Origin of the sequence: Azospirillum agricola (assembly GCF_017876095.1) — a bacterium.
GTDB lineage: Bacteria > Pseudomonadota > Alphaproteobacteria > Azospirillales > Azospirillaceae > Azospirillum > Azospirillum agricola.
In genome coordinates, this window is the sequence record NZ_JAGINM010000028.1 from 18,718 (window position 1) to 40,826 (window position 22,109).

Below are 22,109 nucleotides of genomic sequence, written 5' to 3' on the forward strand. Positions count from 1 at the left end.
TGCGTTTCTTGAAGCTGCGCTTCTTGCCGAAGCGGCGCTCAGGAGCCGACGCGCAGCGGCGCGCGCAGCTTGCGCAGGTAGGCCAGCACCGACAGGGCGGTGATGCGGCCGGTCTTCGGGTTGTCGGTCGGGATGTTCTCGATCGCCATGGTGAAGGTGGCGGAATCGGCCTCGACCTCGATGCGGTGGGTGTTGCGCTCCAGCGCCGGGTCGGCCCAGATCTCCAGCGTCGTGCGGTCGGGGCCGATGCCGGCCAGCGACAGCGCCACCGCGACGTTCAGGTTGGCCGGGAAGCCGACCGCCGCCTCGCGCGGGGTGCCGTGGAAGATGCGCAGCGGGCCGGTGATGTCCTCGATGGCGATGCCGTTCTCGACCAGATAGGGGGCGCCGACCAGGCCGCGCACCGGCTTGCGCGTCACCATGCGCACGGCGCGGATTTCCCCCTCCGCCGCCGCCGTCACCGCGTCGAGGCCGAGCAGCGCCCCGGTCGGCACCACGATCTGCCCGCCATGGGCGCGGGCGGTGGCGACCAGATCCTCGTTGGCCAGCAGGGCGCCGGAGCTGAGGACCACCGCCGTCTTGCCGGCCCGGAGGAACGGCCCGACGATGCCCGGCAGCAGCGCGGCCGGGGCGCATTCGATGACGAGGTCGGCGAGCGGCTCCAGGTCGGCGATGTCGACCACCGGCACCGGACGGCGCAGGCCGGACAGGCGGTCCGCGGCGGCAGCCTTGTCGCGGGCCGAGACGGCGGCCAGGACGCAGCCGTCGAGCCCCTCGTCGAGCGCCTCGACGATCTTCAGGCCGACGGCGCCGAGACCGGCGACGGCGACCCGCAGGGGGGGCCGGTCGTGGGCGTGCGCCGGGGTTTGGGACAGCCCCGGGGGCGTCACAGTCATGATGGAACCTTTCGGATGGGGCCGGCCCGACGGGGCCGGCGTCAGGAGCGGGTCGGGTGCCGGGTTAGGGGCCGGTGCCGGCCGGCGGCGGCGTCAGCCCGGCGAAATGGTCGGCGATCTGGCCGGCGGTGGCGAACCACACCTCGTCCCGGTGGGCGTCGAGATGCTCCAGCACGCGGCGGAACTGCTTGATGCGGAAGGGCTGGCCGACGATGAAGCTGTGGATGGTGATGCCGTAGGCGAGCGGCTGGTCCTTCGACTGGCGCAGCATCTCGTCGAAATTGTCGATGGCCATGTCGGCGAAGGCCGGCGCCGTGCCGTCGTGCAGGACCACCATCGGCACGTCGTTCACCTCGTGCGGGTAGGGCACGCTCAGCAGCGGCCCGCCGGTGGTCCGCATCCACACCGGCTGGTCGTCCATCGGCCAGTCGAGCGTGTATCGGTAGCCGGCCTCGGCCAGCAGATCCTCGGTGTTGGCGCTGGGGTGGGCGCCGGGGCTCATCCAGCCGGCCGGCGGCTTGCCCTCGTGGCGGCGGATGGCCTCGGTCGCCTCGGCGATCAGGCGGCGTTCCTCCTCCGGGCTCATGCCGTTCTGGTGCTCGCCGTTGGTCCGGCCATGGGCGACGATCTCGTCGCCGCGCCGCCGCAGCGCCGCCACCAATTCCGGGCAATGCTCGTAGCATTCGGTGTTGAGCAGCACCGTCAGCGGCAGGCGGTGGGCGTCGAACAGGTCGATCAGCCGCCAGCCGCCGACCCGGTTGCCGTATTCCCGCCACGCCCAGTTGTAGCTGTTGGGGTGGCTCAGCCCCGGCGAATAGGGCAGGCCGAGGCCGCTGCCATAGGGGAAATGCTCGACGCAGAGCGCCACATAGACGGCCAGCCGCTTGCCCCCCGGCCAGGAGAAGTCCGGGCGGTCGGTGATGGCGGAGTAGGGAAAGCGATCGTGGGAGGGAAGCATCGCGGATCCTGCCTTCAATGCGTGTGTTCAGGGCCGGTAGTCGGCCGGGGCGACGACCGAGCTTAGATCGACCTCGCCCAGCGTGTCCGAGGTGACGAGCAGCGCCGGCAGCACGACCTTCGCCTTGACCGGCTGCTTGCCGGCGGCGGCCAGCGCCTGGGTGAAGGCGGCGCGGCCCTGCGCCACCACCTGCTGGATGGAGGTGCAGGCCAGCTCGCGGTCCTTCAAGAGCTGCTGCGCCGTCGGGCTGAAGTTGGAGGCCGAGACCCGGACCGCCGCCATCCGGCCGGCGGCCTTCATCGCGGCGACCACGCCGGCCGCCATGTCGTCGGTGGCGGCGTAGACGCCCTTCAGTTCGGGAAAGCGCTGGGTCCAGTCCTCCGCCGTGGTCAGGGCGGCGTTGCGGTTGTCGGCCAGCCGCGATTCGGCGACGACCGTCACCTCCGGCGCCTCCTTCGCCAGCGTCTCGCGGAAGCCCTTGGCCCGCAGGTCGGACCAGGCCTGCCCGGTCGGCCCGGCCATCATCGCCACCTCGCCCTTGCGGCAGATGGCCTGGGCCAGGCAGCGCGCCTGGAGACGGCCCATGTCGTAATGGTCGGCGCTGACCGTCGCGCTGAGCCGGTCGCTGTTGGGCGGCGAGGAGATGCCGACCACCGGGATGCCCCGGCCGACCGCCTGCTCCACCACCGCCCGCACCGCGTCGCCGTTGGTGGCGCCGACGATGATGGCGCCGACGCCGCGCTGGGCCAGATCCTGGATCTGGGCGATCTGCTGGCTGGTGTTGGCGTCGCCGCCGGCGTTCAGCTTGACCAGCGTGACGCCGGCGGCCCTGGCCTCCTGCTCCGCCCCATAGACGGCGGAGATCCAGAAGGAGGAGGCGAGGTTGGGGATGGCGAAGCCGATGGTCTTGTCCTGCGCCGGGGCCGGCGCGGCGCAAAACAGGAGGGCGGTGGGCAGGAGAACCGTGGCGAAGCTTCCGGCGAAGCGGATCGGGGAGCGGGTCATGTCCGTGTCCTTGAATGGGAGGGGAAGGACGGCAGCGAGCGGAGAAGCGTTTCCAGAAGGCCGGAGGCGATGATGACCAGCCCGACGGCGATCTGGGCGACGAAGGGCGAGACGCCCTGGAGGTTGAGGCCGGTCAGAAGCACCTGGATGAAGGCGGCCCCGGCGACGACGGCGGCCACGCTGGCGACGCCGCCGCTGAGCGCGGTGCCGCCGATGACCGCGGCGGCGATGGCCTGAAGCTCCATCCCCGCCCCCTCGGTGGGCAAACCGGACCCGGCGCGGACCGTCATCAGCACCCCGGCGAAGCCGGCGAACAGGCCGCACAGGCCATAGGCCCAGAGTTGGACGCGCCGGGTGTCGACGCCGACCAGCGCCACCGCCTCGGGGTTCGAACCGGCCATCAGGATGCGCCGGCCGGCGAGGCTGCGGCCGATCAGCAAAGCGGCCCCGACGGCCAGGACCAGCGCCGCCCAGCTTGCGGCCGGCAGGACCAGCAGCGGCTCGAAACCGAGACGGGTCACGGCGCCGGCCGCGTCGAGCGGCACCACCTGCCCGTCGCCGGTGATCAGCAGCGACAGGCCGCGCACCGCGATCAGGCTGCCCAGCGTGGCGACCACCGGCTGGAGGCCGCCCAATATGTCGCCATTCGCTACACCAAGCGCCTCACCGACGCCGGCGTCGAACCGTCGGTCGGCAGCGTCGGCGACAGCTACGATAACGCCTTGGCCGAGACCATCAACGGCCTCTACAAGACCGAGGTGATCCGGTGCCGCGGACCCTGGCGCACTCTGGAGGCCGTCGAGTTCGCCACCCTGGAATGGGTGGACTGGTTCAACCACCGACGCCTGCTCGAACCCATCGGTAACATTCCCCCCGCCGAGGCCGAAGCGCGCTACTATGCCCAAGCCGAGAACGTCGCCATGGCGGCGTGACTCAACAAAATCAGCCTCCGGGAAAACCGGCGCGGTTCAAGTCGTGCCCGGCGACATGCCTTGTATGAGGAGGTTCGGCGGCGTGTCGCGGCTGGCGAGAGGCTGCTGACGATCAGCCGGACGATGGGGCTTGCCCGCGGTACTGTGCGCAGCTACGCCCACGCGCAGCAGTTTCCTGAGCGGGCCGTACGGGAGTCCGGGCTTGGCATCCTCGCCCCGTATCGTGAGTACCTTGAAGCCCGTCTGGCCGAGGGCAACGAGAATGCCGCGGCGCTGTGGCGAGAACTCCAAGACTGCGGCTTTGCCGGATCGGCCAAGCAGGTCCACCGCTGGCTGAACCAGCGGCGCACCACTCCGGCCAAGTTCACGCCGCACAAGTGGCGCACCGGCCCCACCGAAACCGCGTCAACCTCCGCTACCGGTCCATTCCCCGCCCTGATCTCGCCTCGACAACTGGCATGGCGGCTGGTGCAAGCGCCGCAGAGCATCGACACCGCCACAACTGAGGCCCTCGCCCGGATTTCGCAGGACCCGGAGGTTGCCAAGGGGCGCGACTTGGTTCGCCGCTTCGCTGAACTGATCGGACGCTGTGGAGTGTGATCGGATGCGCGTCCTGCCAATCCCTCCGCCATTTTGGACAATTGCCTTACTGACGCGCTGTCCTGCGGCATCCCGGCCGTCGAAACCTTCGCCGCCGGCCTGAGGCAGGACGAGGCAGCCGTCAAGGCGGCGCTCGCCACGCCCTGGAGCAGCGGGCAGGCGGAGGGGCAGGTCAACAAGCTGAAGCTGATCAAGCGTCAAATGTACGGACGCGCCAACTTCGATTTGCTGCGCCGTCGCGTCCTCCTCGCAGCCTGATCCACGAAAAGTGCGGGAGAACCGGAAAACGGGGACCAGCTCAGTCCGCGGCGAGCATGCCGTTCATTATCGCAGTGGGAATTTCAGCCTCTGGTGGTATCTTCCAGATTACGGCAGCTATAAAACGAATATGTGACAAATTGTCAATAAAATTTAGTGCATTGAATTGGATATGGCATGCAATGATCGATGCATCATTGGCAGTAACAATACCTTTGAGTGTATTCTTGCGGAAGGGAGCGGCCATGGGCGACGCGGAGCGGAGGGATTTCACGCTGTCGCCGGCGGGGCGGGCGGTGTTCGAAAGAGGGCTTTTGTCCTTTGGGCTGCCGGCGGAGCGGATCGCCGGCGTGACCTGCGATTCGGCCGACCACAATGGCGTCGTGCGGCTGAACGCGGCGGGCGACGGAAGCGCGGTTCCCGTGCTGACCTTGGCCGGGCGGCTGACCCGGTACGCGCTGGAGCGCATCACCATCCAGGACGGCCACCGGCTGGAGATCGACGCGCCCGGCGGCGAGCTGATCGAACTGCTGGTCGGCAGGCTGGAGATGGGGGCCGGGGCGGTGCTGTCCTACAGGGCTCCGTTGACCTTGACCTGCGGCGATGTCGCCGTGCCACCGGTCAGCGCCGTCGCGGCGGGGAAGAGCGCGCCTGTCACCTTCCTCGCGTGGGCGGCCGACGGCGACCCGGGGACGGACGGCGCTCCGGGAAAGGATGCGAAGCCGACCGCTCAGGTCTTTGGCGTCTCCACCCCCGGCGACGACGGCGGCAACGGTGGCAACGGCTCTGATGGCAAACCGGGCGGAAAGTTCGTGAACTTGTTCATGTTCCTCGGCGACCTGTCCGGAACGGCTATCTGCATCCGCATCACGGGCGGCAATGGCGGAAAGGGTGGCAACGGCGGAAAGGGCGGCCGGGGCGGTGACGGTGAACTGCCGACCATCATGGTGGGCACCATCCCGCCCGGGGCCACGGGAGGCAACGGCGGAAACGGCGGCAACGGTGGCAACGGTGGCAGAGGCAGCGACGGACCGGAAATCCTTGTCCAATACACCGAATGGGCGGGCGGCCCCAGGCTGTCGGTGGAGGGCCAATCGTGCCAGGGCGGGGCAGGGGGCGACGGCGGCGGAGGAGGCCTGGGTGGCAGGGGGGGCGGCTTTTATTCTCCCTTCGATCCCTTCGGAAGCATCGATTCCTTATCGCCTGCCATGCAAAACGGACGCATAGGAAGCTCCGGCTATCCCGGCAAGAAGGGCATGGACGGCAGGCTGCCGTCGGTGCTCGTCAAGCGGATCGTCCCTTAATCCGTCCAGGCCGCGCGCGGCCTTCTTCCCGCGAACCGTTCTGCGGAGCCAAATGCCGTGAGCATCGCCAGCGAGGCCCTGGACCAAGGGCAGGCCCCCGCCGCCCGCCGTTCCACCCCCCACGCCGTTCCGGCGCTTCCGATCCCCGGCGCGGGGCGCGGCGGCGACGGCCCTGTCGTCATTGACACGCGGGGGATGGAGGTGCCGGTCGTCCAGCTTGCCATCGCCGTCGGGCTGCTGCGGCGGTTGCCGGGCGACGGCTCGCTCTGCGCGCTCAATCCTGACTGGTTCAGCGACCCGGTGAGGCAGACGGGGGTGGGGCTTGCCAGCGGCGGGCCGGAGCTGGCGCGGCTGATCGCGCAGTTGATCGGGCAGGTGTCGGGCAACGCCCTCGGCGCCCCGGTGCCCGATCCCGGCGCGCTCGGCACATGGTATCCGATCAACCGTCCGGGCACGGGGGAGCCGAGCGGACTCTACCTCGCCACCCACGACCTCCCATCCGGCACCGGCACGCCGGACACCGTTTATGGCTTGGGCGTGATGAGCGCCGTGACCGTCGCGCTGGGTAACGCCGTTCAGGTGGGCCTGCCCGCCGGGGTGACCGGGCCGGCGGGCGTGGCGGTCCGGCTGTGGGGGGTGGCGCCGGCCGTCCGGCTGGGGGGCGGCACGGTCACCGTGGCGGCCGGTCGGGCGGGCGTCCCGTTCCGCATGGGGTTCGAGGTGACGGGCGCTGGCGGCGAACCGCTGGTCGATGCGTTCGGCGTCTCCTTCGCCGGGCTGCGCATGACGGTCGATATCGACCCCGCCAGCGCCGAACGCCCCGTCGTGGTGTCGCTGGTCCTCCTGAAACTGAAACTGGCCGGCGAGACGACATCGCGTGACCGGACGCTGGCCGACCTCCGCGCGACCGACGGGGCGGAGCTGCTGGCGACCGCCGCGTCCATGGCGCTGTCGGCGCTGGCCCGGCTGATGGGCGACGACCCGGTGCTGGGCTTCGTGCTTCCGGCCCTGGGGCTGGGCGCCGCGGTTCCGGGGGTCGAGGGGGTGCTGCTGCCGATCCTGCGCTGGGACCGCTTCTTCGCGCTGGCGGCCGGCGGCGGCGACCTCGGGCGGCCCTTCATCGAATGGTTCAACGCGGTGGCCGGTGACCCGGCGCGCCTGAAGGCCTGGATGACGGCGGTGGGTGGGGCGCTGGGCGGCGGAGCGGTCGCCGCCGTCACCGGCGACGGCACGCGCGAGACGCCCTGCCGCCTGTCGCTGCTGGACGTTCCGGGCGTCGGCACCCTGTCGCTGACGGCGGCCACCACCGTCGAGGCCGGCGGTGTGCGGCGCTTCCTGCCCGGCATCGATTTCGTGTCGGCGGCGGTCCGGCTCGGCAGCTCCGGCGCGGCGATGCGCGGGCGTGCGGCGATGGAGTTGCTGAACTTCGCCCTGGCCCTGCCCAACGCCCCCGGCCAGGCCGGAGAGGCGTCGGCGATGGAGGCGGGACGCTTCCGCGCGACGATGGATTTGGTCAACATCGAGGACGGCGAGCCGCTGTTCGCCGGCAGGGTCGCCGCCAAGGACTACGTCTTCGGATCGCTGAACGCCGGGCTGACGGTGGTGCCCGCCGGGGCTGGCACGGTCGTGCTGCCGGCCTTCACCCTGAACGGCGTTACGACGCCGACCGGCCGTTACGACGCCATCGACCTGACCCGCCCCGGTGATCTGGTGGACGTGGCGGAGGCCGAACTGGTCGGCGCCATCGACCTCGCCTTCCGGACGCTGTTCGGGCTGGACGGCCCCGACCCGCTCGGTCCCGCTCTGGCGGCCCTGGTGGGCGTGTTCCCGCCGCCGCTGCCGCCAGAGGCGGAGTGGCCCGCCATGCTCGTCCCGCCCTTTTCCGCAAAGGGCATCGCCGCGTCGCTGCAATTTCCAGTCGCCGCCCTTAGCCGCTATTGGGGGGAGGTCATCCGCGCCGGCGAACCGGTGCATGGCCGGCCGCCCCTCTACTGGTTCGTCGCGGCGCTCGTCACCGTGCTCCGGCAGAAAGGGGCCGATGATGGGGCTGGGGCCACGGTCGGAGGAAAGGGCACGGCCGAGGAACCCTGGCGGGCGCCCATCGGCGCGCTGGGGACGGCGGCGGACCTGCTGCTGTATGTCGAAGACGCGCCGGACGGCACCGGACAGCCTGCGCGGCGGATGGTCGCTGGGCTGGGAACCGCGACGGCGCTGCCGCTGACCGGCGACGCGACGCTGGCCATCGACGCCCGCATCGAAGCCATCGCCCTCATCACCACGGACGAGGTGGGGGCGGGCATCGCCGCCGCGCAAATCTTCCCCGGCGTCGGCATCACCGGCCTGTTGCCGCAGGGCGTGGAGTCGCCGCCGGTCGCCGGGGCGGCGCTGGCGGTCGGCCGCAGCAGCCTGAAAGCCTTCTGGAGCCCGGACGGCGGCTGGCGCTGGTCGATGGTGGCCGGATCCCCCGCGCTGGTCGGCGGCGGCGTGCGCCAGCCGGTGGGCGCGCCGATGGACTTTTCCGACCCCGCCGCCTTGCAGCGGCTGGTGACCGACCCGGCCGCCGGCTTCGCGCCGATCCTCTGCGGCGTCCTGGGTGTCGCACTGTACCGGGTGCGGCAACGGGCCGGGCTGGCGCTCAATGGCTGGCTGGGGCTTCTGCCCGACCTCGGCCCCGTCGTGCCGAAGGAACTGGACTGGCCCGCCGACATGCCGGTGCTGGCGCCGACGGGGTTCGACGATCCGCTGGGCCAGATCCGCCGCCAGCTTCGGGCCGTGTTGGCGACCGGGGAGCGGGCGAAGGCGGCGCTCGGCCTGCTCGGCTGGGCCATCGGTGGCGAGGGACCCCCGCCGGCCGTTGCCGGCGATGGCCGGCGCGACGATCCGTACCTGCTGCCGCTGAGCCGCCAGCCCTCCGGAGAGGGGGACGAACAACCGCCAAAGGGCATGACCGGGCGGATCTGGCAGGACGACGACGCCACGCGGCTGGGGCTCGGCCTGGAACGCCAAGTGGAGGCGGTGGTCAACGGCATCCGGGTGGTGTCGCGCCTCGCTCTCGACGCTGTGGCGTTCGACTGGGACAGCGGGCTCCCGGCCGCGGAGGCCGGCGTGCCGTGCCTGTTCCTGGCGGTCGATCTCGGGCGGTCGGAGGGACCGCTGGCGACGGTCTTCGGACAGACGCTCCACGGGCTGACCCTGGGGTTGCGGCTGACGCTCGACGCCACGGCCCAGCCGCCGGCCTACGCGGTGGAGCCGATCCTGTCCATCGAGCGCCCCGACAGTGTTTCGGCGCCGGATAACGCGGCGGGCGAGGCCCTGGGCGCGTCGCTGAGTGGGCCGGCGGTGCTGGCGGAGGCGGCCCTGCTGGTGAACGCCGGCATCCAGGCCGTCGCCGACGCCCTGAAGGACGATTCCACGTTCCAGACCATCTACCGCCTGTTGACGGCCATGGGCATCGCCCTGCCGGTGCTGGAGCCGGAGGACCGCTTCGGCATCGACCCCGCCGGCTTCCGCGCCCTGCTGGCCGACCCGCTGGGCTTCACCCGGACGGGCGTGCTGCGCATCCTGGGCGACGCGGCGCTGCGGCGCGCGCTGTTCGACCTGCTCCGGCGTCTGCTCGGGATGGCGCCAAAGCCCGTTCCGGAGGGCGCGCCGGCGGGCGGATTCGCGGCGTCGGTTCCGGAATCGGTCCGCACGGCGGCGCTGGAGGTTCTGGCCGGCCTGGGGCTGGTGCTGGGGGCGGACCATGGCTACGCGCCAGACGCCGGGGCGCTCCTCGCCGTCGCCCGCGACCCGGTGAGGCAACTGGTGGCCCGGTTCCGCGCGCTGATGGAGGACGAGGCGCGGCGCGCCGCGGTCGTCGCCGCCCTGACCCGGGGTGTGGAGTCGGGGCGCATAGGCCCTGTCACCTTCACCGCCGAGAACGCCCGCGCGGTCCGCTTCGCCATCGCGCCGGAGGACGCCGTCGGGATCGGCTCCTTCGCGGCGCTGTCGGGCGCACTGACGCTGGACCTGCAAGCCGGACGGCTCGACGGCGCGCTGAACGGCCTTGTCCGGCAGGCGGGCTTCGCGTTGGCCGGCGGCTTCGGCTGGACGCTGGGCGACGACGCGCCCGTCGTCGGGGCGGAGCTGCGGTGGAGCGACGGCAAGGGGCCGGCCCCGGCGCCGCTGACGCTGTGGCCTTTCGACCAGGACCGCTTCATCCGCCAGCTCGCGGCCCTTGGTCCGGCCTACGCGCTGTCGATGTTCGTGGCCGGCGCCATCGACACCCGGCTTCTGGCCCATTATCCCCTGGCGCGGGTGGGGTTCCAGGCTCTGGGCCTGACGGAGCGGGACCCGTACGACGGGGCATGGCGCCTCAAATCCGTGCTCAGCCTGTTCGAGGATCCGGTGGGCTGGCTGCTGTCGGGGGCCGTGCTCGGCCGGGACGGCCTGCTCGACATCCCGCGCGTCCGCGAGGTGCTGGCCGAGCTGCCGACCGGCACGGCCGCGAACGGCGTGGCGCTCGCGCGCACCGAGGACACGCCGGAACGGACGGGCGTGGCCCTGACCGGCCTGCCCTACGGCGTGAGCATCGCGCTGTCCGCCGACACGGCCGGCGGCCTGTTCCATCTGAAAACCGGAATCGACGAGCCGCTGCCCCTGGCCGAGGCGGCGACGCTCAAGCGGATGCGCTTCGCGCTCGGCCTTGGCGCGGACTGCCAGCCCGGCCTGACGGGCGGCGGCCGGCTGACGGCGGCCATTCCCGGCCTGGACGCGCCGCTGTTCTTCGAGGCCGGTTACGACCGCGCCTTCACGCTGCGCACCGGAGAGGAAGGAGAGGGGCTGCCGCAGCTCGACCTCATCCCCTTCGCCGGCTGGCAGAGCTTCGCGGCGGGAGTCGCCCGGCAGGTGGCGCAAGGGCTGCTGGCCAGCCTGACCGGCACTCTGCTGCAGGGCATCCGCGACACCGGCGGCGGCGTCTTCGCCGACCGGATGGAGCGGACGGCCCGCGTCCTGGACATCCCGGACCTGGTGCGCGCGCTGATCGCCGCGCAGCCCGACCCCGGGCGGCTCGGCGCGGCAGCGCTGGGCTGGTTGCGCGGGCGGCTGTCGGGGGGGGAGGCGCCGAAGACCGCCGCCGCCGTGGCCGATCTGCTGTCGCTCGGCCTGACCGGCGTGTCGAGCGAGGGCGGCCTGCTGCGCTACCGGCCGTCCGACCGGATGCCCATCGCCGTCCTGGCCGGCGTCCGGACGCTGGGCGGGCGGGAATCGGCCGGCGTCTGGGCCGAATGCGCCCTGTCCGTCGCGGACCGGCTCGCCCTCTCGCTGGAGCCGTCGGGCGTCGCCGTGGCGCTCGACGGACCGGTGGATCCACGCGTCCAACTCGGCCTGACCGCCGGCGCCCTGTTCGCCGACGGCGAGGGGCCGGCGCTGACCGTACGCTACGATTCCGCGGAGGGAACCGTTGCCGTGTCGTTCAACCCGCTGCGCCGCGACCCGCTGCGCGGGGGGGCCGGCGCGCCAGGGCCTCTGAACGCCGAGCTTCTGCCGCGCCTGTTCGGGGAGGCGCCGGGTCCGGGCCTCGACGCCCGCCTGCGCGGCCGGCTGGACGTCTGGCTGGCCGGGATCCTGCGCGACGTGCTGCCGCGCTACGCCTCGATCATCCTGCTCAACACCGGCGGCGTCGTCCGCTGGCTCGACGCGCCCCTTTTCAAGGACTCGACGCTCACGCCCGGCGCCGTGCTGACCGGCTCGCGGTTGCTGGCGCGCGAGCGCGGAACCTACGTGCTGGCCAGCCTGGACGCCCTGGCGACGCTGGGGCCGGCGAGGTTCCTCGGCGGCTTCCTCAAGGCCCTGACGGCGGCCCGCGTCAAGGTGATGGATCTGGGCGGCGGAGGCGGCCTCTGGGTGGAGCCGGGCGCGGCGCCCGGCGACTTCGGCGTCCGCGTTGCCGCCACCGGGCTCAACCTGCCAGCGGCGCCCAACCTGACCTTCCAGTTGGGCGCGCCGGACATGGACTGGCTCCGGCTGACTGGCGGCGACCCCGACCGCTTCGCGCCCGGCCTCGCCATCTATGTGCCGGTCGAGGGCGACGTGCCGAGCTTCGATCGGATCAAGCTGCGGCTGGTCAACATCGGCGTCGATTTCCACGGCAAGGCCGGCAAGCCGCTGGTCGAGCTGGCCCGCTTCCGCATGGAGAGCGCGCGTCCGCGCGGCCTCGTCACCTTCGACTTTGCCCGTCCGGGCGCGGTGGTCGATTACGGCGGCGGGATTGAGTTCACCGACATGGGCATCGCGCTCGCCCCGGACCGGTTGGCCGATGGGGCACAGGCCAACCCGGTCGCGCAGAACCTGCTGGGATCGGGCGACCGGCGCAGCCGGGACAATCCGCCGACCAACCCAGCCTTCTCGGCCCGCGCCGCCTGGCTGAAGGGGCACGACCTGGGCGTGGAGCTGTTCGACGGCACGGGCGCCGGCGCCACCCGCCTGTGGATGCCGGTGCAGCGTTCCTTCGGGCCGGTCCACGCCAACGGGATCGGCATCGGCTGGGAGAACCCGACCCGCGTCGGCAGCGTGCTGTTCGACGGCGACCTGTCGCTGGCCGGCCTGTCCATCGACCTCATCGACCTGTCGGTCTCGGCCAACGTCACGCGCATCACCGACTACAGCCAGTACCGCCTCGATCTCGGCGGGTTGGAGGTCGGCTTCACCGGCGGCCCGGTCACCATCGACGGCGGGCTGGTGAAGGAGGCGAACCCGCTGCGCTACGATGGACGCATGCTGGTCCGCATGGCAGGCTTCTCGCTCTACGCCGTCGGCTCCTTCGCGCTGGTCCCGGTCGATCCGGCGCGGCCGGCCGGCGATCAGGCGGCCAGCTTCTTCGTCTTCCTGAACCTGAACACGCCGCTGGGGGGGCCGCCCGCTTTCTTCATCGAAGGGCTGGCCGGGGGCTTTGCGGTCAACCGCGCGCTCAGCGTACCGGCGGTGGGAGACGTCCTGTCCTTCCCGCTGGTCCAGGGCGCCGGCTCGCCGGACACCTTCGGGGCCGCTCCGACGCCCGCCTCCGCGCTGGCGGTGCTGTCGGCGGTGTCGCCCCCGTCCGTGGGCGAGCATTGGGCGGCGGCGGGCTTCCAGTTCTCCTCCTTCCGGCTGCTGAAGGTGGCCGCGATGCTCCTGCTCAAGTTCGGACGGGAGTTCGAGATCGACGTGATCGGCGTGGCCCGTGGCTTCCAGCCGCCGGAACGGCCGCCGTCGCAGGCCTTCGCCTATATCGAACTGGCGCTGGTCGCCGCCTTCCGGATGGCGCAGGGGGAGATCTCGGTCAGCGCCCAGCTGACGCCCAACTCCTTTCTGCTGGTGCGCGACTGCCGCCTGTCCGGGGGATTCGCGGCGAAATACTGGTTCGGCGACAATCCGCTGTCCGGCGCCTTCGTGGTGTCGCTGGGCGGCTATCACCCCGCCTTCACGGTGCCGGACGGCTATCCGACGGTGCCGCGCGTCGGTTTTTCCTGGCCGATCCTGGACGGCGCGGCCAGCCTGTCGATTCAGGGGACGAGCTATTTCGCCCTGACCCCGGCCGGTGTCATGGCCGGCGCCCGGCTGCAGGCGCTGTTCACGGCGGGGCGGCTGCGCGCTTGGTTCAACGCCGCCGCCGACTTCCTGATCGCCTGGCAGCCCTTCTATTTCCGCGCCGAGGTGGAGGTGGAGGTCGGCGTTTCGGTGACCGTGAAGATCTTCGGAGTCAAGAAGACCCTGTCGGCTTCGCTGGGCGCGCGGTTGCAGCTTTGGGGGCCGGAATTCGCCGGCAAGGCGACGGTGGACTGGTACGTCGTCTCCTTCACCATCCCCATCGGCAACCAGAAGGGTGGCGCCAACGCCGCGCCGCTCGACTGGCGGGAGTTCGAGCGGCGCCTGCTGCCGGTCCCGGCGGTGCGCGGCGGTGCCGGCGGTGGCGGTATGCTGGAGGCCGGCCCGGCGCAGACCGTGCTGCTGACGCGGATCGCCGACGGGCTGCTCGATTCCCCCGACGGCGCCGCGGCGCGGGTGCGGAGCGCGCCCTTCCGGATCGAGGTGCAATCGGCCATTCCGGCCACGACCATCACGCTGGCCGGCATCGCCACGCGCTTCACGGGGCCGGCCATCGGCATTCAGCCGATGAACCTGCCGGACGCGCTGACGGCGCTCGCCGTCGCGCTGGAAGGCTGGAACGCCGTCACGGGCGCTTGGGAAATAGTTTCGCCGGATCGCCCCGGCTTGGCGGTGGAGCGGATCGAGGGCGGCGCGGCGGCCGCCCTGTGGTCGCGCCAGCCCTTCCGCCCCAACGGCAAGCCGACGGCCGGGCAATTGCCCGGCGCCCTGTTCGGGCTGGCCCTATCGGCCCTGGCGGAACGGCTGGTCGGCGGCATCGGCCCGATGGACCTGCTGAAATCCTTCGGCTACGAGAAGGCGCCCGCGCTGAACCTGCCCTACGACCGGACGCCCGCCTGGCCGGCGGACGCGCCGCTCCCGCAGGAGAACCGCTTCCGCATCCTGATGGACACGGTGATGGCCCCCAGCCGCGTGGCGGTCCGCGCGGCCATTCTGGAAGCGCTGGACCGGCACGGCGTCGCCGCCGGCCAGCCCCGCCCCGCCCTCAGCGTTCTCGCCGCCTTCGCCGACCAGATCTACCAAGCGGCGCCGTCCCTGGCGCGCCTCGGCACCGGTCTCGCCCCGGCGCCGCGCCGGCTGCGGAGCTGGCGTCCGCCGCCCGTGCCCGCCGAACCGGTCGCGGTGGCGCCGTTGCCGGCGCGCTGGCTCGCGGTCGGCCGTCTGCACGCCCTGCCGGCCGGGGAAGCCGCGCCCGGCCGAGCCTTCCTCATCCGCCAGCCGCGCCAGATCGTCCGCTGGGCTGGGTCGCCGCCGAGGGAAACGGCGCCCGTCACCCTGACGGCGGGTGGGATCGCGCTTCTCGATGCCGGGCGCGGCGGCCCCCTGCCGGTGCTGACGGTCGCAGGATCGCTGCCAGTGCGCGTCGTCGCCCACGACGAGGCCGGCCGCGTGCTGCGGGACGCCGTCGCTGCGGACAGCGAGGTCGCGCTTCCGGCGGGCACGGTGCGGGTCGCCGCCGTCGGCCTGCCAGACGAAACGGCCGCCGGCGCGGTGGTGGGCTGGGACCGGCACAGCCTGCTGCTGCGCGCCGATCACCACACGCTGCTGGCCGCCGGCTGCTCCGTCCGTACCCAGGCGTCGCCGCCGCTGTGGCGCGGCGGGCGCTTGCGGACGTATGGCGCGGTGGAGGGGGGCGACCTGCTGACCGGGAACCGTGTCCAGACGGGCGTAGGGGTGACGGCGCCTGGCTGGGTGATGACGCTGTTCCACCGGGCGCCGCGCACCGTGGTCGTGCTGATGGACGACGACCCGCTCAAAGCCGCCGTGACGCCGGTCTTCCTGGCCGCCACGCCGTCGCCCTGGGAGGCGGCGTTCGCGAACGAAACGCACCCATCGAACGTCCGGCAGATCGGGGGCGGCACGGCCCTGCTGTTCGACACGGCGCGCCTGGACACGGGGGACGGAATGCGGATCGCCGTCATGGTGGCTCACGCCGCCGGGCTGGGCGGCGTGTACGGCTTCCAGGAGGCTCCGGGCGAGGTCGAGCGCGGCTGGTCCGGGCACAGACTGGCGGTGCTGGGCCGTGCGGTCGCGCGGCACGCCGTGGCGGACCGCCTTGCCGACGGCGCGGCCGGGGCACCGCCCGCCGCCACGCTGAGCGTCCGACAGCCCCGCGAGGAGTAGACCGGCGATGGAACGGGAGACCAAGACGATGGCGGACTCGATCGCGCTGGGGGCGGAGGGCCGGCCTCTAAAGCCGGGGGAGGTCCGATTCTATCAGGCCGCCGTCCCGCCGCTGCCCGCGGGCGGCTACCGGCTGCGCTCGGTCCAGACGGTCACGGCCTCGGGAGTGACCCCGGTTCCGACCTATGAGTCGGTCCAGCCCTTCACCCTCACCGGGCCGCGCTTCGCGCTGGCCCCGACCGACCTCCAATCCGTCTATCCGCCGGCCAACCAGACCGGCGTCGGTGGAGAGGTCCTGCCCAACGTCGTGCTGCGGCGGCGCACCCTGCCGTGGGAGCGGACCATCGACGGCGCCCCCCCGCCCGCCGAGGGGGGAGCGGTGCCCTGGATGGCCCTTCTGACGGTCACGGCGGACGAATTGGGCGGTGAGGCCGGTGCGGTGGCCGCCCCATCCCCCGTGCGCGCCTGCACGGTGGAGGAGCTGTTGCGCCCGCGGGAGGCGGACATTCTACCGCCCGCCCTGCCGCCGCCGGACGCGGCGGAAGCGGCGGGATCCTGCCTCGTCCTCGACCTGGACCTCGCGCTGTTCCAGGCGGTGGCGCCGGAGGCGGCGGACCTGCCCTGGCTGGCCCACGTCCGCGAGGTCGACACCGATCACAAGGAAGCACTGGGGCTGGCCGAGGATGGATTCTTTTCCGTTGTGGTCGGCAACCGGCTGCTTCAGACGGGCGCGGTCAACTACCAGTTCCTGGTGTCGCTGGAAGGCCACCGGAACGCCCTGGCGCCGAACGTGGTGAACGCGAAGTACCGGTGGATCCGGCTGGTGTCGCTGGCTTGGTGGCGGGTCGCCGTCGGGGCTGGAACGGGCGACTTCCTGCAGATCATGCAGGCCCTGCCGGCGCGCGGCGGCGTCGGGCTGCCGCAGCTGCCCCACACGCCTTTCCCGGAGGGCGACGAGGGCGCCGCCCTGGCGCGCAAGGCGCTGTCCATCGGCTACACCCCGCTGCGCAACCGCATGCGGGCGGGGGAGACGACGACCTCCTGGTACCGGGGGCCGGCCTCGCCGGTGCCGTTGGAGCCGGACGAGCTGGGGCCCTACTTCTACAGCGACCGCGCAATCCGCTACGACCCGGAGACGGCGCTTTTCGACGTGTCCTACGCCTGCGCCTGGCAGATCGGCCGGCTGCTCGCCCTGTCCGACAGCCCCTTCGCCCGGCAGCTCTACGAATGGCGGCGGCAGGGCCAGCGGGCCGCCCTGACGCGGCAGGGGATGGCCGCTCTGGCCGCCGCGCTGCCGGCTGCGGCGGCGAGCGCCGGCCTGCCCACCGAGCCGGGTGAGGGAGACGCCGCGCTGCTGGCCGCCCACGCCCTGGCCGCCGGCTTTGCACGAGCGCATGAGGGAGACGGCGGGCCGCCCGCGCGCATCCGGCGCGAGGACCGGGGCGCCCCGGCCTCTGCAGGCGGAGAGGGGGACCCGCTCGACCTCCTTCTCGACCGCCTGTTCGGCGGGCTGGGTGGGGTGAACGGCGTTCAGGGAGACGACGATGACGCGTGACAGCCATCGCCGGGCGGAAAACCTCTACGACCTCGCACGCCGGGCTGCGACCCCGGTGACGGCCTCCGCCGGACCGGACGGCGGGACCGCCGCGGCGCCGTTGCCGCCGGTGCCGTTGCCGCCGGTGCCGCCGTCTATGACGGAATGGCTGAGCCGCCTCGTTCTGCTCTACGGCCTGCCGGTGGAGTATCTGGTGCCGGACGCCCGGTTGCTGCCCCGGGAATCGCTGCGCTTCTTCTACCTGGACCCCAACTGGCAGCGGCGGCTGGTCGATGGCGCGGTCAGCGTGGCCGTCTCCTCCAGCCAGGACGCCATCCAGGTGCTGACCACGTTCGAGCGGTCGGTGGAAAGCGCGCTCGGCGCCATGGCCGGCGTCCGCCCCGCGCTGCGCGGCAAGCCAGCAGCGGAGGAAAGGCCGGATACGGGGCACGGCGGTTCGGCCGACATCGCGGTCGCGCCGGTCACCGGCTTCCTGCTGCGCTCCGTCGCGGTGTCCGGCTGGCCGGGGATCGAGGTGTCCGGCTACGACACGACGGAGCCGAAGGCCACCAGCGTTCCGCTGCCCATCCTGCGGCTGGAACGCCTGTCGGACGACGTGCTGCTGTGCCTCTTCTCCGGGCTGCCGAAGCGGGTGGATTTCTTGCAGCCGCCGGAAGGGCTGCATTTCGGCGTGCGGCGCGACGCGGCGGTGCCGTCGTGCGTCAAGACCTTCCTACGCGGGCTGGGGCACGGGCGCTACACGGCCGGCGTCCAGATTCCAGGGGCCGAGGCGCCGGTCAGCCTGCGCGTCGGCACCCGCGCGTCCGGCGTGATGCGCGTCGATGCCACGGCGCGGGCGGCCCGCGAGCGGCTGATCGCGCTGGGGGCCCTCAGCGCCGGAGACTCCTTCACCGCCGCGGAGTTCGCGGTCCAGATGGTCCGGCCGGCGGGCCTGCAATCCTTTGCCTGGGGCGTCGCCCCGGCCACCGGAACCGGCACCGCCGACGAGGATGGGGCGACCCGATGACCGATACCGTTTCGCGGGCCAACGGCCCCATCGTCGATCCGCTGTGGCCGGGCCCGTGCCTGTTCGTGCCGTCGGTCCTGGAATGCCTGCCGGTCGGCAAACCCAACCAGAATGCCGTCTGGGCGGCGACCCGCACCAACTACGACCGGGTCAAGCGCTTCCTCGACCCTTCCCCCCGCCCGTTCGAGGCGCGGGCATCCAGCGATCCGCCCCGGACCGGGGCGCACCTGCTGATGACCTTGCCGGCGGCGATCACGCTTGGCCGGCAGACCGAGGCCGGGGAGCTGGAGTTCCACCCGGTTCCCAACCGCTGGCTGGTCGCGCGCTTCTTGTCCACCACGCCCGGCCAGCCGCCCGCGATCACCGCCTGGGTTCTGCAAAGCGATTTCCTGGGCGATGCCGCCGAAGGATCCAACCCCTATCCCGATCCGGAGAAGCCGGGCACCGTCCGCTACCTGGGCCGCGCCTTCAGCCTGTCGGGCTGGACCAACCCGGCGGCCCCGAAGACGCCGGTGATCCGGGCGGCGGCCCCGGGCGACGTCACCTGGGCCGCCGTCTACGACAACGTGAACAACGTGCTGGCCTTCCACGACGGGCTGGACGGCGTCGCGTCCGGCACCGTCGCCTACGCCATGCTGGGCTGGTACCAGCCCGCCGCCTTCGACCCGCTGCTGGGCGTGTCGGACAGCCCGCCCGCCGGCTTCCTGACGGAAGAGGAATGGCAAGCCCTGATGGACGCCCTGGCCTGGGGCGTCGGCGGGGAGGCCGGGCTGGCCGAGGCGCGCCGGGACTGGGAGGCGTGGCGGGCGCTGAACCCAATGACGGACGGGCCCGCCATTCCGGAGGCCCAGAAGAACCTCGCCTCCCAAACTCTGGTTCACGGCATGGTCCACGGGCTGGCGTGGAAAGGGCCGGGCGTCGCCTACCCGCGCGCGCCCATCCTGTCCGGCAAGTCCCGCCCGGCAGTCGCGGTGGGCGGGACCGCCGTGGAGGCCATGGCCGCCTGGATGGCGGCGCAGTGTCAGGCGCCGGAGCTGGAGGACCTTCTGCTCGCCCTGCAGGAGGACATGGTTTTCGACTACGCCACCGACCGCCCGGCCTTCGAGGCGCAGAGCCTGGCCAACCGGTTCGGCAAGACCGACGGCGGCAGCCTGTGGGGGGTGCGGCGGACCGACGACGCGGACGAGGGCGGCGCCGGCAATGGGCAGGCGTTGCAGGAACTGCCCTTGTCGGCGGCGCAGAGCGATGCGCTGACTGCGCTGAACGACGCGCAGGCGCGGCTCGACGCGACGCGGCGGCTGATCGCGTCGAAGACGGCGGCGCTGTTCGGCGACGCCTGCAAGCTGACCAAGATCACCGCCGCCAGCAGTTACCACGCGCCGACCCAGCGGGCCATCGCGGCGACCCGCGACGACATCGTCGAACTGGAGCGGCAACGCGCTCGGGAGGAGGCGGAGCACGAGGAGCGGCGGAGCGAACTCCTCGCCCTGCTCGGCGCCAGCTACGCGCTGAACGAGGTGGCCGCCCCGCCCTTCTTCGCACCCATGGCGCCCGCCGTGATGATCAGCGGCGCCTGCCAGGACACGCGCTTCCTGCCACCGGGTGCGGATGGGGGCGAGGACCGCCTGTTCTGCCGCTTCACCGGCCAGACCGTCCGCGGGCTGATGGTCAGCGATCCGCAGACCGGCCGGTCCGCCACGATCTCCGCCGGCGATCTGGTAAAGGCTGCGGCGATCCCGGCCGGCACCGGGGTGCCCAAGGAGGTGACCGGCTTCCTGATCGAATGCCTGTTCTTCGACCCCGCCAACGCCCGCTGGCTGGCGACGCTGTTCTTTCCGCTGGCCGGCCTGCCCGATCCGACGGCGGAGCAGATCGACCGCCTCGCTGCGGTGATCGCCGCCCAGCAGGCCACGCCCTGGGCGGCGACGGCGGCGGACGGGCTGGACGAGACGGTGCTGGGCGTGGCGGCCGGCTTCGACGGCGTGGTGCCGATGAAGCGCGCGGTGCTGCCCTGGACGCCGCCCTGGACGCCGCTCTACCTCGACTGGCGCATCGCCTGGCGCCCCTCCGCCCCCAACCCGGCGGGAATGCTGGCGGATTGGGTTCCGGACGGGTTCGACTATGGCTGGGACGGCCACCCCGCCGACGGCGAGACCTACAGCGTCGATGGGCGCGCGTCCGTCGGCACGCAGCTGTCCCGCGGGCTGGCCGTCAAGCTGCGGCGCTTCCTCGAAACCAGCCACGACCTCGACCGCCTGCCGGGCCACCAGCGCGCGCTGCTGGAGGAGGCCGCGGCACGCATCGGCGACTACGACATCATCACGGAAAACATGGCCGGGCTGGAACCCTGGATGGTCATGCTGGACAGCATGATCTGCCGGATCACCAACAAGGACCCGGAGGTGCAGCGGCTGATCGACGGCGCGCCCACCGCGGTCCCGATCCCGCCGTCGGTGGGGGAGAAAGGCGGTTTCTTCCCGATCCGCGCCGGCCATTTCTCCATCACGCAGATGTGGGTCGTCGATGCCTTCGGGCAGGTGCTGTTCGTCACCAACCCCGGGGAAACGGTGATCCCCATCCGTTCCCGCAGCGTCCACACCCCGCCGGTCGGAAAGGCGAGCAACGCCGCGCTGATCCAGCTTGCCCCGCGCGTCGTGCAGCCCACGCGGCTGTCGCTGCGGCTGCTCAGCGCGCGCGACGACCGGGTACCCAGCAACGCCGCCGACCGGACCAGCCCGATCGCCGGCTGGGTGCTGCCCAACCACCTGGACGGCGGCCTTCTGGTGTTCGACGCCGAGGGCTTGGCGCTGGGCGAAGTGCTGCCGGTGGAGAACGACGGGGGAAGCGGGTTGCGGTGGGAGTCCGCGCCCGGCCGCAGCGAACCGCTTGGCGCCCCACCGGACATCGCCGATCCGCATCTGAGCGGATTCATCGACGGCCTGCTGGCGACCCAGCGCGATCACGGTGCCGGGGCGCTGGGCGAACTGCTGGACCTGATCGACGTCACGCTGTGGCGGTCGATACCGCAGGGCCAGCCGTCGTCCGGCGCGCTGGCGGTACTGCTCGGCCAGCCCATCGCGGTGGTGCGCGCCGACATCGCCATCGGGCTGGACGGCGATCCCCTGTACGACCAGGACTGGGCGAAGACGGGCAAGCGAGACGACCGCGGCTTTCCTGCGGTGCCCCTGGCCACCTGCGTCGGCGACGCCGGCTTCAGCGGCAACGGCGCGCTCGGCTGCTTCCTGGACGACGATTACGGTCGCCTCTACCCGGCGCGCGGCTTCGCCCCCAGCCTGGGGCTGATCCGGCGGGCGCTGGCCGACCGGCGGGACGAACCGCGCGAGGCCCTGCGGCGGGCGCTGTCCGCCATCCCGCACGCGCTCGGCGGTGGAGCGGCGGGCGGCGGCTATCTGGCAGCACGCCCGGACTTCCCGCTGACCGCCAGCGGGGCGCGGCGCCGGCTGACCCTGCTGGTCGATCCGCGCGGCGTCATTCCTGCGGCCTGCGGAATCCTGCCGGTGGTCACCGCCGCCCTGCCGGCGGGTCCGGTGTCGGCGGCGATGAACCGGCTGGTGGCGACCTTCCGCATGGGGCCGCTGCTGGTCGATCCCGAGCGGGTGCGCATGCCTTTGCCCTCGGAGGTGGGCGGGCGCTGGAGCTGGGTGGAGCGCGCGGGCGTCACCGTGTGGCGCAGCGACCGCGACCTCCAGGGCAACGACCCCAAGGCACTGCTGCCGGCCACCCCGCCCGATGTTCGCGAGGGATGGCTGGCGCTGAACCCCGGCCGCGACCGCGCGTGACGACGCTTTCCGGCGAATGGCCCGACGGCAAACGATCCGACAAGG

The 22,109-nt window shown here is 72.5% G+C and carries 11 protein-coding genes and 1 pseudogene; 8 read left to right on the forward strand and 4 right to left on the reverse strand.

Annotated elements, in window-relative coordinates:
- Positions 1–38: 38 nt before the first annotated feature.
- The 4 genes from J2847_RS29370 to J2847_RS29385 form a co-directional block, all read right to left on the reverse strand.
- Positions 39–896, reverse strand: a complete 858-nt coding sequence (locus J2847_RS29370) for an aspartate dehydrogenase (protein WP_209782290.1) — start codon at positions 894–896, stop codon at positions 39–41.
- 64 nt (positions 897–960) lie between these two features.
- Complete coding sequence (locus J2847_RS29375) at positions 961–1,854, reverse strand: polysaccharide deacetylase family protein (RefSeq protein WP_209782291.1); 894 nt, start codon at positions 1,852–1,854, stop codon at positions 961–963.
- A gap of 27 nt (positions 1,855–1,881) precedes the next feature.
- Positions 1,882–2,859, reverse strand: coding sequence for a substrate-binding domain-containing protein (locus J2847_RS29380; RefSeq protein ID WP_209782292.1), 978 nt, complete (start codon positions 2,857–2,859; stop codon positions 1,882–1,884).
- Positions 2,856–3,476 carry an ABC transporter permease gene (locus J2847_RS29385; RefSeq protein ID WP_325169508.1) on the reverse strand — a complete coding sequence of 207 codons (621 nt, stop codon included), beginning with the start codon at positions 3,474–3,476 and terminating at the stop codon, positions 2,856–2,858. The genes J2847_RS29380 and J2847_RS29385 overlap by 4 nt, the downstream gene beginning before the upstream one ends.
- Between J2847_RS29385 and J2847_RS29390 the strand changes: the two are divergent.
- The 8 genes and pseudogenes from J2847_RS29390 to J2847_RS29425 all read left to right on the forward strand — a co-directional run.
- Positions 3,474–3,791, forward strand: a pseudogene (locus J2847_RS29390) (integrase core domain-containing protein); the annotation flags it as partial. The gene J2847_RS29385 and the pseudogene J2847_RS29390 sit on opposite strands and share 3 nt — an antisense overlap.
- A gap of 60 nt (positions 3,792–3,851) precedes the next feature.
- Entirely contained in the window at positions 3,852–4,391 is a 540-nt protein-coding gene (locus tag J2847_RS29395) for a hypothetical protein (RefSeq protein WP_209782294.1), read from the forward strand.
- Between the two features lie 30 nt (positions 4,392–4,421).
- Positions 4,422–4,649 (forward strand): transposase, encoded by a 228-nt coding sequence (locus J2847_RS29400; RefSeq protein WP_411800656.1) that lies wholly within the window; start codon positions 4,422–4,424, stop codon positions 4,647–4,649.
- Between the two features lie 245 nt (positions 4,650–4,894).
- Entirely contained in the window at positions 4,895–5,953 is a 1,059-nt protein-coding gene (locus tag J2847_RS34715) for a hypothetical protein (protein WP_209782296.1), read from the forward strand.
- A gap of 57 nt (positions 5,954–6,010) precedes the next feature.
- Positions 6,011–15,703, forward strand: a complete 9,693-nt coding sequence (locus J2847_RS29410) for a DUF6603 domain-containing protein (RefSeq protein ID WP_209782297.1) — start codon at positions 6,011–6,013, stop codon at positions 15,701–15,703.
- A 7-nt stretch (positions 15,704–15,710) separates the two neighbouring features.
- The gene (locus tag J2847_RS29415; protein WP_209782298.1) at positions 15,711–17,258 is read left to right on the forward strand and encodes a hypothetical protein; all 1,548 of its coding nucleotides are present in this window, start codon (positions 15,711–15,713) and stop codon (positions 17,256–17,258) included.
- A complete protein-coding gene (locus tag J2847_RS29420; protein ID WP_209782299.1) occupies positions 17,248–18,264 on the forward strand; it encodes a hypothetical protein in 1,017 nt (338 codons plus the stop codon). Before J2847_RS29415 ends, J2847_RS29420 begins: the two co-directional genes overlap by 11 nt.
- On the forward strand, positions 18,261–22,064 hold the full coding sequence (locus J2847_RS29425) for a hypothetical protein (RefSeq protein WP_209782300.1): 3,804 nt from the start codon (positions 18,261–18,263) through the stop codon (positions 22,062–22,064). The genes J2847_RS29420 and J2847_RS29425 overlap by 4 nt, the downstream gene beginning before the upstream one ends.
- Positions 22,065–22,109 lie beyond the last annotated feature (45 nt).